The organism is Paenibacillus sp. HB172176 (assembly GCF_011947265.1).
Classification (GTDB): domain Bacteria; phylum Bacillota; class Bacilli; order Paenibacillales; family Paenibacillaceae; genus Pristimantibacillus.
The window spans coordinates 401,474-415,611 of sequence record NZ_JAATHD010000004.1 but is presented as its reverse complement, the minus strand read 5'-3'; the positions used below and the strand labels follow the sequence as shown (position 1 = coordinate 415,611).

12 protein-coding genes are annotated in these 14,138 nt (G+C 52.4%); 4 read left to right on the top strand and 8 right to left on the bottom strand.

What is annotated here, in order from left to right:
* Positions 1-267: 267 nt before the first annotated feature.
* The 6 genes from HFP08_RS08785 to HFP08_RS08760 all read right to left on the bottom strand — a co-directional run bounded on the left by HFP08_RS08785 (position 268) and on the right by HFP08_RS08760 (position 7,979).
* Positions 268-1,110, bottom strand: a complete 843-nt coding sequence (locus tag HFP08_RS08785; protein ID WP_168120205.1) for a carbohydrate ABC transporter permease — start codon at positions 1,108-1,110, stop codon at positions 268-270.
* The gene (locus tag HFP08_RS08780) at positions 1,111-2,016 is read right to left on the bottom strand and encodes a carbohydrate ABC transporter permease (protein WP_168120204.1); all 906 of its coding nucleotides are present in this window, start codon (positions 2,014-2,016) and stop codon (positions 1,111-1,113) included. It lies immediately after the preceding gene.
* Positions 2,017-2,122: 106 nt separating this feature from the next.
* A complete protein-coding gene (locus HFP08_RS08775; RefSeq protein WP_168120203.1) occupies positions 2,123-3,472 on the bottom strand; it encodes an ABC transporter substrate-binding protein in 1,350 nt (449 codons plus the stop codon).
* A 142-nt stretch (positions 3,473-3,614) separates the two neighbouring features.
* Positions 3,615-5,417 (bottom strand): cache domain-containing sensor histidine kinase, encoded by a 1,803-nt coding sequence (locus HFP08_RS08770; protein ID WP_168120202.1) that lies wholly within the window; start codon positions 5,415-5,417, stop codon positions 3,615-3,617.
* A 283-nt stretch (positions 5,418-5,700) separates the two neighbouring features.
* The gene (locus tag HFP08_RS08765; protein ID WP_240941203.1) at positions 5,701-6,405 is read right to left on the bottom strand and encodes a beta-xylosidase family glycoside hydrolase; all 705 of its coding nucleotides are present in this window, start codon (positions 6,403-6,405) and stop codon (positions 5,701-5,703) included.
* Positions 6,375-7,979 (bottom strand): response regulator, encoded by a 1,605-nt coding sequence (locus tag HFP08_RS08760; protein ID WP_168120201.1) that lies wholly within the window; start codon positions 7,977-7,979, stop codon positions 6,375-6,377. The genes HFP08_RS08765 and HFP08_RS08760 overlap by 31 nt, the downstream gene beginning before the upstream one ends.
* Before the next feature lie 171 nt (positions 7,980-8,150).
* On the opposite strand from HFP08_RS08760, the gene HFP08_RS08755 reads away from it, so the two are divergent.
* Positions 8,151-9,128 (top strand): SHOCT domain-containing protein, encoded by a 978-nt coding sequence (locus tag HFP08_RS08755; protein WP_168120200.1) that lies wholly within the window; start codon positions 8,151-8,153, stop codon positions 9,126-9,128.
* A 264-nt stretch (positions 9,129-9,392) separates the two neighbouring features.
* Here the strand turns inward: HFP08_RS08755 and HFP08_RS08750 are convergent, their stop codons facing one another.
* Positions 9,393-9,710 carry an L-rhamnose mutarotase gene (locus HFP08_RS08750; RefSeq protein ID WP_168120199.1) on the bottom strand — a complete coding sequence of 106 codons (318 nt, stop codon included), beginning with the start codon at positions 9,708-9,710 and terminating at the stop codon, positions 9,393-9,395.
* Positions 9,711-9,894: 184 nt separating this feature from the next.
* On the opposite strand from HFP08_RS08750, the gene HFP08_RS08745 reads away from it, so the two are divergent.
* A complete protein-coding gene (locus HFP08_RS08745; RefSeq protein WP_168120198.1) occupies positions 9,895-11,856 on the top strand; it encodes a stalk domain-containing protein in 1,962 nt (653 codons plus the stop codon).
* Positions 11,857-11,921: 65 nt separating this feature from the next.
* Here the strand turns inward: HFP08_RS08745 and HFP08_RS08740 are convergent, their stop codons facing one another.
* Positions 11,922-12,701 carry a helix-turn-helix domain-containing protein gene (locus HFP08_RS08740; RefSeq protein WP_168120197.1) on the bottom strand — a complete coding sequence of 260 codons (780 nt, stop codon included), beginning with the start codon at positions 12,699-12,701 and terminating at the stop codon, positions 11,922-11,924.
* A gap of 183 nt (positions 12,702-12,884) precedes the next feature.
* Between HFP08_RS08740 and HFP08_RS08735 the strand changes: the two genes are divergently transcribed.
* Entirely contained in the window at positions 12,885-13,691 is an 807-nt protein-coding gene (locus tag HFP08_RS08735) for a phytanoyl-CoA dioxygenase family protein (RefSeq protein WP_168120196.1), read from the top strand.
* A gap of 71 nt (positions 13,692-13,762) precedes the next feature.
* Positions 13,763-14,086 carry a 2Fe-2S iron-sulfur cluster-binding protein gene (locus HFP08_RS08730; protein WP_168120195.1) on the top strand — a complete coding sequence of 108 codons (324 nt, stop codon included), beginning with the start codon at positions 13,763-13,765 and terminating at the stop codon, positions 14,084-14,086.
* Positions 14,087-14,138: the final 52 nt, after the last annotated feature.

Genomic DNA, 14,138 nt, shown 5'->3' with positions numbered 1-14,138 from the left:
CACACTTTCTTATAGAAATTTATGGTTATTCCGTAAGTTCAAACATCATATTCGATGAAAAGTCAGAGCTCTAACGAATCCTCATAACGTTATAAGTCGATTTTCTGCATAATTGAGAATCTAACGAAGATCTGTATGCTTATTCACCTTTTTTAGCGACAAAATGTCTGTTTTTGCTGCAATTACGTTATGAATCTTCGTTAAATTTAGAAAACGGGCGGCAGGATGAGATTAACGCTATGAGTCTTCGTTAGGTTCGGCCCGAGTTCAGCCCTTGATCGCCCCTGACGAGACACCCTTCACAAAATACTTCTGCAGAGACAAAAACGCGATCAGCACCGGAACGAGCGACATCGTCGTGCCTGCGAAGATCATGTCCCAGCGGGACGAGAATTCGCCGACAAAGTAGAACAGCTCGACGACCATCGTCTTCGCCTGGCCGGAGGGAAGCGCCAGCATCGGCATGAGGAAGTCGTTCCAGATGCCAAGGCCTTGCAGCACGACCATGCTTGCCGTAACCGGTCCAAGCAGCGGGAAGACCACTCTCCAGAAGATGCCCATGCGCGAGCAGCCGTCAATCTCCGCCGATTCCTCGATTTCTCTAGGAACGCCCTTCAGAAAGCTTGTGAACAGCAGCACGCCAAAGCCTACGGAGCCCGCCACGTAGATGAAGATAGGTCCGATGAGCGAGCCGAACAAGCCCATCAGCTTGAGCTGCTTGAACAGCGGAATCATGTACACCTGGAACGGAATCATCATGCCGAACAGGAAGAACACATAAACCGCGTTCGTCCATTTCCTATTCGTTCGCTCGATGGCGTACGCCGCCATCGGGATAATAAGCACCATTGCGGCGATCGACCCGAGGGTCAGAATCGCGCTGTTCGCCATCGCCTGCGGATATCTCGTCTCCGTCAGCAGATACTTGAAGCTGTCCAGATACACTCCCGTGGGGAATGATAGCGCGTCTCTCAGAATTTGTGCATTCGTCTTGAACGCCGACATGATGTTGAAGAAGATCGGGAAGACGAAGATGAGCGCCAGGATCAAAGTGACGACGAGAATGACCATATCGCTGGATGTTATCGGTTTCTTCACCTTGCTTCTCATCTACATCTGCACCTCCCTGCTGCGCAGCAGCTTAATCTGAATCAGCGAGACGATGAGGATGAGCAGGAAGAGCACGAACGCCAGCGCCGTTCCGAAGCCTTGTCTCAGCTCGCCAAAACCAACCTTATAGACAATGTAAGTCAACGTTTCCGTCGCGAAGCCCGGACCGCCGTCGGTCATAACCGCGATCTGATCGAACAGCTTCAAGGAATTGATCATCGACAGCATGACGCATACCGTGGTCGCGCCGGCCAGCAGCGGGAACGTGATGCTCTTGAAAATCTTCCACTTGCCCGCTCCGTCGATGCTTGCCGCCTCGAGCAAATCCTGCGGGATGCCCTGCAAGCCGGCGAGATAGATGATCATATAATAGCCCGCGGACTTCCAAACCGTTGACAGTATGATCGAAATCAGCGCGAAATTCGGATTGCCCAGCCAATCCAGCTTCCAGGACTCCAGTCCAATCATGCTCAGAAGCTGATTCACGACGCCGAAATTATAGTTAAGAATAATACTCCAGATGAAGCCCATAATAATACCGCTCATGAGCACGGGAAAATAGAAGATGCTGCGGAAGAAGTTTTTGAACCATCGCACATGATCCATCAGGATCGCAAGTGCAAGCGCTGCTATATTTTCTAATAAAACAAGCGCGACAGCAACAATAATCGTATTCTTGAGCGCGTTATGCACGCGGGGACTGCTCCATATTTCCTTGAAGTTATCGAATCCAATGTAATGGACCGTATCGCTGATGCCGTCCCATGAGGTGAAGCTGAGATAGACGCTGCTGAAGGTCGGCACCATGACGAACACGGTGTAGAACAGAAATGCGGGCAACACGAACCAGATGGCGTAGTTGCGATACCACTTCCTCTTCTTTCTCTGTAAAGCTGCGGCATTCATGGCTCTCTCCTGCCTTTCATGTTGAACTTTGAGCGGGCGTTAAAGCCCCTTTGAAAACAATAACCCCCGCCGTAAGCGGCAGAGGTTATGTTCGCAGAAAGCTGGATTACTGCGCGTTAGCTTTCACATTGCTGTCGTACTCCGTATCGGCTTGCTTCATATAGTCGGCTACATTGCCGTCCTTCACGACCAATTCCTGCATCAGCTTGTAGAACCAGTTGCGGAATTGCGGCGGAATCGCATTGTCGCCGAACCAGTTGTTGATCATCATCGACTTGCCGACGGAATCATCCGCCATCAGACGCAGCACTTCCTTCATTTGCTCGCCGGTTTCGTACGTAACCTCGGCCTTCGTTGTCGGAATGCCGTTAACCGTCGCCAGATATGGACCGTATTGCTCCGGCTCGAAGAAGAATTTGATGAACGCTTCAATCGCCGCTACTTTATCCGGATCCTTGTCTGCTTCCGCGGATAGCGACCATCCCGCAAGTGTAGGCAGGCCGTTGACCGTTACGCTTCCGTCATCGCCAGGCAGCGCATAGAAGCCGTATTCGAAGCTCGGATCCGCTTCTTCGATCTGTCCGAACATCCACGGACCGGAGTACAGCTCGGCCGCCTTGCCCGTAATGAGCATCGAAGCCGTTTGATTGTCGCCGGTGCTCAGCCAGCCTTTGTCGATATATTTCGAGAATAATTCTTTATAATCCGTCATCGCCTTCACCACATTCTCGTCCGTGAAGCTTGCCGTTTGCGCCGTGCGCTTGGAGTTCCAGTCCGGATCATTCGCGTACACATTATTAATCAGGAAGTAATTGATCCAGAAGCCCATATGGAACAGATCCTTGCCGCCGACCACGATCGGCGAGATGCCGGAGTCCAGCAGCTTCTGCTGCGCTTCGATGAATTCGCCGTAAGTTTTCGGCAATTCGGTGATGCCCGCGTCCGCATACGCCTTCTTGCTGTATATGATGCCTTGAGGCGCGTTGCCGGTCATCGGCGCGTTATAGTTCTTGCCTTCATATTCCGGCAGATACGTGAACAGTCCTTGCAGATCCTCTGGAAGCTCGGCCAGCTTGCCCGCGTCCGCGAACACCTTCGTATCGCGCATCTCGACGAGATCCGGGAACTCGCCTACCGCATCCTTCGTTTTCAACCAATCGAGGTAGGAATCGCTTGTCGTTTCGCTGATGTTCTTGATCGTAATATTAGGATTCGCATCTGTGAACGCGTCAATCGTGTTCTCGATCGCTTGCTTCGTGGCCGGGTCGCCGGTCGCGTAGCCCATCGAGATCGTAACCTTCTTCGAAGGAGCATCTGTCGCATCGGATGTCGGCGCATTGGTCGCGGCATTGCCGTTCGAGCCGTTATTGCCGTTATTGTTTCCTCCGCATGCCGTCAATACCAACGACGCGGCAAGCAGGATGGAGAAGGATTGGAAAACCGTCTTTTTCTTCATTTTCTGTAAGCCTCCCTTTTCGTTCTGCGCTTTGAATGGTTGTGCTTGTTCCTTGATCTAAGAGTAACACCGCTTACAGATTCATTGAATGAAGTTTTTTAAGCCTCATGTGCGGGGAATTTAAGATGTTTCGAGCGCTGCTTCAGCTTTGAGGGGGACCCTCCTTCTCGATGACGGCTTTGGTCGCCGCATCCTTGACGGGCAGCCATAGCCTGATCGAGGTGCCGACATGCTGCTTGCTGCTAAGCTCCAGGCCATAGTCGTCGCCGCACATCGATTTGATGCGGTCATGCACATTCTTCATTCCGACATTCTTGCTGGGCGCCGCCGGTTCATCCAGCGCTTGCTTCAAGCGCCGCAATCGCTCCGTCTCGATTCCGACACCGTCGTCGTACACGGTAATCGCGAGCTTCCCTTTCAAGCTCTCGACGGTCACAAGCACGCTCCCCTTGCTGCCTTTGGGCCGAATGCCGTGCTGAATCGCATTCTCCACGATCGGCTGCAGCGACAGCTTGAGAATCTGCCAATCCAAATCGATATCATGCGCTATATTGACTTTGAGGTCGATGCGATTTTCGAACCTGACCCGAATAATGTAGAAATAATCCTCGAGATGGGCAAGCTCCTTCTGCAGCGTTACCCAATCCTCTCCGTAATCAATGACGTATTTCAATTGATTGGATAAGGAACGAATCATCTCCGCAACCTCGCCGTCGTCATTATAGACCGCGTTCATCCTTATGACTTCCAGCGTATTGTAGAGATAATGCGGACGAATCTGGCTCTTCAGCGCGTTAAGCTCCGCCTGCTTCTGCTTGATCTCCGCCACATAGGCCTCATTGATGAAAATCTTCAACCGATCGAGCATTCGATTAAAGCCGAACGCGAGCCTGCCCATCTCATCCTTGCCGTAGCTTGTAATCGGCGTATCGAGATTGCCCATCTCAACCTTGTTCATATGCTGCAGCACATTGCGGATCGGCGAGCCAAGCCGTTTCGAGAACCAGATACCCATCGCAAGCAGCACCGCCGCACAGATAATGATTGCAATGTAAACGGCGAATCGGGTGGAGGTGAGCTGCTGATACAGATTTTCCTTCGAGACGAGCATCAGCACTCTGCCTTTCAGATTGGGAACCTCCTCACTAAGCACGAGGAAATTGCCCGTGTCGAAATGCTCGAAGTCGGGATTCTTACCCGCTTTCGAGCTGCTGCTCTGGCTGTAATACACCTTATTCTCGCCATCCAGCACGTAGAGCTGATCCGACTCGCCCAAATTCAGCTCGCGGAAGAAGGCGTCGAGCGCTCCCGCGTCCACATCGATGAACAAGCTGCCGACCACCTTCGGCTCCGCCGTCAGCTTGCCGGAAATATCAATGAGATTGCGTCCGAAGGTAATGACGCGGTAGTTGGAATTGGTGTAATAGCTCTCATCATGGGTCGGATAGATCGAGAGATAGTTCGGGTTCTCGGCAAGCGGCCTCGACCATTCCTCAAGGGGCAGTTGATCCGCCCGAAGCGGCTTGCTCTGGCGGGTCTGCGTATACAGCTTGCCGTCCATGGCGCGAACAAAGTAGACGCTGCGGATTTGCTTGTCGCTGTATAGAACTGTTTTCAGAAATCCGTCTATCGGCGCGTCATTGATCTGTCCGTACTCGTTCACGTTCTGCGTCTGATTCACGGACAAGCTCTGCGAATAGCCTTCGTATCTTCCCGTGTACATCAGCCTCGTAATATCGTCGTAATCCGAGATGAAGTTGTTCACGTTGTAGCTCATGTAGAGCGACATCTGCTTCAGATTATTCACGGTGAATTGCTGCACATGGCCTGTGAACGCCTGCAAGGAGAAGATGCTGAGCGCGATTAACGGAATCAGCCCGACCAACAGGAACGCCGCGGAAAATTTAACGAATATGCTGTTGCGCCAGCTGCGCAGGAATGCCATTGCGATCCCCCCGTTTCTCTGTGTGCTTGCTTTTGTCCATCATACCTTGTTCAGAGTGTATATCAAACAAGCTCGCGGTAATATACTGGAATAATTCCCTTATATTCATCTCGTCTGCTCAGATTCATGCGATAAACAGGATTTTCACCCTTATATTTTACACTTCCCCGCTCTCACTAATCTCACTAACTCTCTCCATGGCCTCATATTGCTTCAAAACAAAAATACACCTCCCGGCAAACAGCATGTCGCCGCTGTCTGCCGGAAAGCATATTTCTCTTGCCTATTCGACCCCCGCATCCGCACTCGCATAGTTGAAATAATCAAAATCGGCATGCAGTCCCGTGCCGGACAAATCCTGCGCGCAGAGGCCAATCAAGGTGCCGGTGAAGCCCAGCTTGCCCTCATATTCGTCGGATAGCTGGCCAAGATCCAGCGCCGGACCGACAGGCTGCCAATCCGCACCGTCAGGGGATGCGCTGAACTGAACCTCGTCGTAACGAATCGTCGCCTTCAAATAACAACGATCCCAGCCCTCCGCCGACAATGCGGCTCCTTCGGGCTCGCCGTACTGCCCCTGCTTCGTTACCGAAAGCGCAATCTGCTTGCCCTTGTCCTCATCCCTGCTGACATACAGATAGAAATGATCAGCTTCGTCATAATACAGCGCCAAGCCCGCCATCTGGTTAAAATGCAGCGGCTCGAACTCCACGCAGGTCTCCGCTTCGCATTCATAATGCTGGAGCCTTCTGGCGATCAGGCTCTGATCGAACCAGGAGTTCAGCGACTCCCGGCCGCGAAGCCGCAGAAATCCCGGACGCTCCGTCAGACTCATCCATTCTTCGCTTGCAGGAACTCGGAGCGAGAAATACTGGCCGCCCAACTGTGGTTCGTCGAAATGATCCTCAGCCGATTCAGCCGGGAAGGGATGCGGCGGCAGATTTGGCCCTTCTTCAATTAGAGGCGGCCGCTTGCCGCCTGACGCCAACCGCAGCCAGCCGTCTTCCGTCCACTCGAGTCTGGCAACATATCGCTGAAATGACGCGCGTTCTTGTAGCCGACCTCCTCCGCGATTTCATACACCATCATGTCGGTGCTCGCAAGCAGCTTAATCGCATGCTTCATCCGCAGATCGGTCACGTATTGCTTGAAGTTCTGCTTCATATGCTTCTTGAAGAAGCTGCTGAAATAATAGGGATTCATGAAAGCGATCGCCGCGACAGACTCCAGCGAAATATCCTCTCTGTAGTGCTCGTCGATATAGGCGACCAGCTTCGCGATCAAGGTCTTCTCCTTGCTGCCCGATCGATCATCTATCCGGTCGTACAGCTCCTGCAATATCTCCCGCACGCCTTCGGAAAGCTCGACATAGCTGTCGTATTGCTCCAATCGGCTTTGCAAATGCTGAATATCGAAGCCCCCTTCGGGGAGGTTCGCGCCGGATTTCTTCACCTCCTGCGCGATGTGCAGAATCGACGAGAATGCAGCGGAGACCGCCAGCTTGCGGTTCCCGATCGTCGCCGACTCGATCACCGTCATCAGTTCTTCCAGCTTTGCCAGCACAGTCTCCCATTGTTGCCCGATCATCGCCTTGATCATATCAAGCTGCAGGGCAAACAGCTTATGCTCGCTGTCCTTCCTCTGCTCGGGCAGCCGATAGGAAAGCGTCCGGTTCATGCCGTAGAAATAAGTCATTCCAAGCGCATACTCCGCTTCCTCGCAGGAGGTCTTAAGCTGGGTCAGCTCCCGCTTTGAGCCGCCGATGCCGATCGATACCTTCAGCTTCAGGAAGCCGTCGATGTTGCGGATCAGCGTATCCGCCAGCAGCTTGGGCATATCGGGCTCGTCATGATCCAGAACAACCGTGTAGTTGCCATTTTTCAGAAACAAATAACCGGCTCCATAAGCAAGCAAGCTCTCCTGCACAACATTATGAATAGCGAATTCTACGAGCTTGCGCGTCTGCGCGGGCCACCGCTCGTGATCATTGCCCTTCGGATCGACCTGAATGACGCTTACCGTCCGAAGCTCCCCGGCCATCATCTCTTGCAGCGTCTGATAGGCGTCGGAATGAAGCGACAGGGTGCCCTCCGTCAGTTGCTTAAGCCAGCTTCCGATTTCGTCTTCGCCGGCTTTGCGCTCAAGCTGCTCGAGCTTATGTCTCCGTTTGCCTTCCTCGTCCTCCTCTTGCAGCAAAGAGATCGCCTTGCGGACAACCTCCTCCAGCTCGCTCTTGTTGACCGGCTTCACAAGGTAATCCACCGCGCCGTAGGCCACGGCATCCTTGGCATAAGAGAATTCCTGGTAAGCGCTGATGAAGATAACCTTCACGGGAAGCTCCAGCCGCTTCATCTCCTTAATCATGTCGATACCCGTAAAATGCGGCATGCTAATGTCGCTGACCACGATATCCGGCTGATGCTGCGCAATGGCGTCCAGCAGCTCCTTGCCGTCATATGCGAAGGCAACGAGGTCAAGCTCATAGTCATTCCATGGAATCAGCTTGCTGAGACCCTTCACGATAAGCGGCTCGTCATCCGCGAGCACGACCTTTCTTCTCATTTCGCGCCCTCCCTCTAATGTCCATCTCCCGACTTGATTAGAATCATTATAGCATCCAAAAAAATTTAGATTAAATTAAGGATTTTTTCAGATTGTTTTAAAGGGAAATTAAGGGTGGTTGTCTATGATGGGTAAGGTAATATCCCATACCTGTGAAAAGGAGGAGAACGAATGATCAAAAGTAAACCTGCGAAAACGGTAATTGCCTGTTCCATCGCGTTGTCTCTGGCATTGGGCGGCGGCGCACTGTGGTCCGGAGGACAAGCGAATGCGGCTGCCGGGGATACGGACGGAGGAAGCAAGCTCGAGTTGAAGGACGGCAGGAACTGGAATGACGGGATTGGCAAGCGGAGAGGCAGGCATGACGGTTCGCCGATGCTGAGATCCGAGGACGGCGTCCTGCTCGACACGCTCGGCATTACCGGCGAGGAATTGAAAGCAGCTCTGAAGGAAGGCAAGACGATTGCGGATATTGCTGCGGAGAAGGGCATTGACGTGCAGACCGTTATCGATGCAGGCGTCGCTGCCGTGAAAGCCAAGCTGGATGAGAAGCTGGCTTCCGGAGCTATTACACAGGAGCAGTATGACAAGCTGCTCGATCAGGCCACGAACGGAATCGACAAGCTGGTGAACAACGCGCAGCGGATTCATGACAAGGCGGACAGCGCTGACGTTGCGACAGGTTCAGGCAAAGGAGGGCTGAAAGGCCCGAACGCGGGAATACCAGGCTCCGGCGGCAAGCTGGGCGTCGGCCTGGAAGCCATAACAGCCGCATTGGGCATAACAGCTGAGGAGCTGACGACAGAGCTTGCAGCCGGCAAAGCCGTCGCGGATATTGCGGCCGAGAAAGGCGTCGACGTTGATGCTGTTATCGCAGCCGGACTCGAAGATGTGAAGGAGAAGCTGACCGAGCAATTAAATGCGGGCACGATTACGCAAGAGCAATTCGATCAGAAGCTGCAGCGCGCGGAGGCTGGCTTGACCGCCTTCGTGAACGGCGAGTTCAAGCAAGGACTTGGCGGGCATGGCCGGAAGCCGGGAGTCCGCAAGCCGGCGGGTGCCTCGGATGCTGACGCGGGCGGCGCGGACGGAGGAGCCGCTGGAGGAGCCGGAACATCGGCCGACTCTGCTGCCTCAGCTGACGCTTAAATGTAAAAAGCAAATCTGCACAGCTGAAAAGTTGCGAATTGGCTGCTGCAAGTGTAAAAAGTAACTCTGCACGCATCTCGCCCCCCAGCGCTGCAGCACGGGCTTGCGCCGCTTCTCGCCTTCCAGCGCTGATTTTCAGCGCTGCAGGCCCCGCGGTTGCACGGCTCACAACGCTGTTCACCAGCGTTGCAATAGAGGACTGTCCGGCAAGCAACCCCACTCACTGTACCGGACAGCCCTCTCTATCGCGCATGCCAAGCGCTTCTATCCTTTTCGCTCGAACCGATACATCTCCGGAATTTGCTTCTGCATCGAGCCGTCCTCCCATGCCTGCAGCATGTCCGACATGAACGCTTGCCACTTCAGGTTCGCGGGATGATCCGCCAGATGCTTCATCGCCTGTTCGAAATTCTCTACTTCCATGTAAGCAAACAGCGTTCCTTCATGCAGGAAGATATGATAGCGGTGAATGCCCGCCGCCTCGAACTGTTCCTCCAACTCCGGATCGACGCGGTTATGGCGCCGCTTGTATTCCTCCATCTCTTGCTGATCAATTTTCAGTACAAACGATACATGCTCCATTCCATCCTGCTCCCTTCATAAATTCGTTCCTATTTCTGTGCAAATGTGCAAATTTCATCATGCTTTCCTCATTATAAAGAATACAGCCCTATTTACAAATATAAAGAAGGATATCCGCCTCCGGACGTCGTATACCTATCATTTGGAAATTATTCATTATGATGTGGAAGGTGGAACCTTTTTGATGACAAGAAAGATGAGCAACACCCTTGTATGCCTGATTATCCTGACCGGCATGCTGATGTGGACCGGTCCTGCAGAGTGGAATACCGCTGAAGCAGCACCAATCGATGAGCTGCTTAAACTGGATGAAGAGCTTGAACCGGATGTAGAGAAGGAAGTCAGGAAGGAACTGGCGCTCTATGATAACACGGAAATAACAGGTGCGGAGCTCTCCCTGTTAACAACATTAACAATCAGCAAAGATATGGACGTTCACTCGTTGGATTTTCTGACTGAAGCCCCGTTTCTTGAACAATTGTATGTAGAAGCGCACTCGGATTTGGACTTATCTCCGTTGACAAAGCTGATTTTCATAAAGGTGCTGTCTGTTGAGGAGAACAATCTGAGCAAGGAGAATAAGGCGGTTATTGCCGAGCTGAAATCCAAAGGCGTTCGAATTCTGTATACCAATCCTGTCCCGGAAACACTCTCGCCTATTCAGGTATATGTAGACTACGAGCCGATTGCTTTCACGATTGACCCCGTGCTGGTGAACGGAACGACCATGGTGCAATTCCGCCCGCTGTTCGAGAGCTTCGGCCTCGAGGTGGACTGGGACAACGAGACCCGCACGGTAACCGGAACGAAGGAAAAACTGCTCATCCAGCTTGTCATTGACAGCAAGAAGGCAGTCGTCAGCGGACAAGATATCGAGCTTCTGCAGGCTCCTGCACTCCTTCAAGATAACACGATGATTCCTCTCCGATTCATAGGAGAAGCAACGGGCCGCAGCGTCGTGTGGGATGGAGAAAATCGCAGAATCGACATCGCTTCAACCTTTATGTCCCAAAGCTTTGACGCCTTGTTTGCGAATGACACCATTTATAAAGGCGAAATGACCGACGGTGTGCCGAACGGAACCGGCAAATGGCTTTACCGCGACGAAGTTCTCTACGAAGGTCAAGTGAAGAACGGTCTGCTTGACGGGAAAGGAACGCTGTATGATCTTAATGATCCCAGCGCGTATTATGAGGGAGATTTCAAAAATAACCGCTTTGATGGAATTGGCAAAACCGTCTACGATGACGGCAGCTATCATTTCGGCTCATACAGCAAGGGCTTGAAGGAAGGCGTTGGAAAAGCCTACGCTACCGATGGCACGCTCGTTTATTCAGGTACGTTCAAGGATAACGATATGACCGGCAGAGGAAACTATTTCTACGGCGACTTCCGTTACAACGGCGATATGGAATCTACCTATTTTATCGGCCAAGGAAGGCTTTACTATCAAAACGAGTTGGTCTATGACGGACAATGGTACTATGATGAGAAGACGCAGGGAAAGCTGTATGTGGACGGCATCCTCGTCTATGACGGCATGTTCGCCAATGATTTGCCCGGCGGCTACGGTACCTATTATTCCGTAACGGGAGAATTGGCTATGCGAGGAAAGCTGGATCCGTATTCCATAACTGGCCTGGCCATTGTTTATATGCCTGATGGAGGGTTATATATCGGACAAGTCTACCAATCATTAGCCGACGGTCTCGGTTTAATGATTTCCGCCGACGGAGAGCTGCTCTATGCAGGATATTTCACGGATGATAAGCCGGATTTGAACCATGAGGCTACCCTCCAAACCAACGAATGGATTCAGAAGGAGCTTACAAGGCGAGCCACCTTCGACTTCTATGCGAATTACTATGATGACGGATCTGACGAAAATGCGGATGAAGCTTCACTAGGCATTTATCTCGATTCAGAGGAGGATCTGGCAGAATTCCAATCCTGGACCGAAGAGCAGCAAGAGGTCTTTATGAACAATTATGCACAGCATCATTGGGAGGCCATTGAGGGAATTGAGCAGTGCGGCATCTATATCGTGTACGACGATATCACTTATGCGTATGCTTCCATCAGCAAAGACCAGCCGAATGATGAGCTTGAAATTGAGCTTTACCCGGACGGCGATTATTGGTTCTAATGGTCGCAATATTCCCGAAAACAGGCTGTCTCCCGTTCTTTCTGAGCGGGAGGCAGCCTGTTTCGCTAGCCGTCCCGATATCGGCTCGGGCTGCGATTGAACCGTCTGCGAAACAACGCCGCGAAGTGATTATAGCTCTGAAAGCCGACATCAAATGCCGCTTCGGTGGCCGTTCGTCCAGCATGGGTCATCAGCATTGCTGCCTGATCCAGCCGCATGCCATTCAAGGTGTCGAGAATGGAGCTTCCCGTCTCTTGCTTGAAAAGATGCGAGAGCCTCGAAACGGATAATCCCGCATCTTCCGCCAGCTCTTCCAGAGACAATTGCTCCTGCATGCGGGAAGACAGCAGCCGCATTACCTGACTGACGCGCGGATCCATCCCCTCTGTCAAATGCTCCGCCATAATAAGCAGCATTCCGCTGAGCTGATTCTCGCAGAGCTCCTGCCATAGCCTGCTGCGATCTCTGGAGTACTGCAGCAGCGAGCGGAACATTCTCGCAAGCTGGCGCTGCACCGAGCTCGATGCGACGGGGCAAATCAGCACCTCCTCGACCGGCAGCAGCCCAACCTCCGGCAAAGCCTCGAAATGCGCCCACATGAAATGCCAAGTTCTCCCTTGCTTCGTGCCATAGGAATGCGGCGTTCCTTTGCGGAGCAGCGCCATATCCCCCTCTCCGCAGCTTCTCTCCCCTGCTGGCGTGTGGAAATACCCTTCTCCGTCTATCGTGTAGAGAAGAAGCCAATCGTTCATGCCTTCCGGCCGCGAAATCAAGTAATGATCGTTCTCGCGGAAATGTCCCGCTATAATGCCATTCCCCGGCAAATATGTCCCCCCCGCAGCCATGCCTCTTCCTCCTCCTAACAGTATTCAAGCAATAACTTATTATTTAATATAAGGAATATAAACAAAATTATCAATCTCATAGCATAATCCAACCAGTATACAGCAGCAACGAGACTTCTTGCCGTGAGTGCTCCCTCTTATAATAAAAGCATCACCAATACGCACAGAAAGAGGCGATCGAATATGACAAGAGCGTTGAACGCATTGACCCAAGAGCAGCTCCAGCAATTCCAAACCGAGGGCTATCTCATTGTGAAAAGCGTATGGAGCGAATCGGAAGTCGAGGAAATCAGAAGCAACTTTGATGAAATCAGCAAAACATCGGTTCCGGGTTACTTCGAGCCTTTATTGGAGGATGGGATCGAAGAAGATCCTCTCAAAAGATATCCGCGCGTCATGCATCCGCATCGCTTCAACGTCGTCGCGAAAAGCTATATGCTTCATCCCCAAGTGCTGGGCATACTAGGCGATTTGTACGGCGAGGAAGCCTATGCCGCCCAGAGCATGTTCTACTACAAGCCCCCGGGCTCGCGGGGGCAGGCGCTTCATCAAGATAACTTTTATCTGAAGGTAGAGCCTGGAAATTGCATTGCCGCATGGGCGGCCATCGACCGCTGCGACGAAGAGAATGGCTGCATGCTGCTGGTGCCGAAAACCAATACGTACGAGATCGTATGCCCGGAGGAATCCGATTCGAAGGAATCCTTCACCACGCACTACGTAAAGCCGCCCAAAGAGGAGAAGCCGATACAAGCGTTGATGGAGCCCGGAGATATTCTGTTCTTCAACGGCAACCTCATTCACGGCTCTTATCGCAACAAGACGAAGGACCGCTTCCGCCGAGCGTTCATCTCCCATTACGCCAATGCGAGCGCCATGAGCATCTCGCACTGGTATAACCCGCTCTATCGCGCCGACGGAACGACTCTGGAGCTTGAGAACAACCCGGACGGCGGCCCATGCGGCATCGAAACGCCGGCTTACCATTAATGAATTTACGCCTCCGTATTGAATTCTCTTAAATCGGTTACTATGATAGAAGAGAAAGGGAGGCGATAGCAATGGCAATGATAACCGTGGAAGGCAAAGGCTCATTCGAGGTGGAAGAAGGCAAGAAGCTGGTTCTCGCATTAGAGGATAATGGCGTGGATATTCTTCATCGCTGCGGCGGAAACGCACGATGCACAACCTGTATCGTGGACGTGCAAGACGGAGAAGCTGGAGAAATGGGCGAGGCTGAAGCAGCCGTTCGTTCAACCAAGGGCATCGACAACCCGAGTCATCGGCTCTCTTGTCAGATTCACGTGCACGAAGATCTTACCGTGCAGCCGCTGAAGACCGTTTCATCCACTGGCCTCGACGCCGGTCCCAGACCGCAAGATTAGGCCGGAATTGGAATTCCTCGCCGTCATGGCTGCATGACGGCGAGGAATTCTT

Coding starts and splice junctions, on each gene's coding strand:
- HFP08_RS08770 (WP_168120202.1), bottom strand. CDS start 5,417: ATGGCATTCCTGCGCAGCTGGCGCAACAGCATATTCGTTAAATTTTCC.
- HFP08_RS08735 (WP_168120196.1), top strand. CDS start 12,885: ATGACAAGAGCGTTGAACGCATTGACCCAAGAGCAGCTCCAGCAATTC.
- HFP08_RS08745 (WP_168120198.1), top strand. CDS start 9,895: ATGACAAGAAAGATGAGCAACACCCTTGTATGCCTGATTATCCTGACC.
- HFP08_RS08775 (WP_168120203.1), bottom strand. CDS start 3,472: ATGAAGAAAAAGACGGTTTTCCAATCCTTCTCCATCCTGCTTGCCGCG.
- HFP08_RS08750 (WP_168120199.1), bottom strand. CDS start 9,710: ATGGAGCATGTATCGTTTGTACTGAAAATTGATCAGCAAGAGATGGAG.
- HFP08_RS08755 (WP_168120200.1), top strand. CDS start 8,151: ATGATCAAAAGTAAACCTGCGAAAACGGTAATTGCCTGTTCCATCGCG.
- HFP08_RS08780 (WP_168120204.1), bottom strand. CDS start 2,016: ATGAATGCCGCAGCTTTACAGAGAAAGAAGAGGAAGTGGTATCGCAAC.
- HFP08_RS08785 (WP_168120205.1), bottom strand. CDS start 1,110: ATGAGAAGCAAGGTGAAGAAACCGATAACATCCAGCGATATGGTCATT.
- HFP08_RS08730 (WP_168120195.1), top strand. CDS start 13,763: ATGGCAATGATAACCGTGGAAGGCAAAGGCTCATTCGAGGTGGAAGAA.
- HFP08_RS08760 (WP_168120201.1), bottom strand. CDS start 7,979: ATGAGAAGAAAGGTCGTGCTCGCGGATGACGAGCCGCTTATCGTGAAG.
- HFP08_RS08740 (WP_168120197.1), bottom strand. CDS start 12,701: ATGGCTGCGGGGGGGACATATTTGCCGGGGAATGGCATTATAGCGGGA.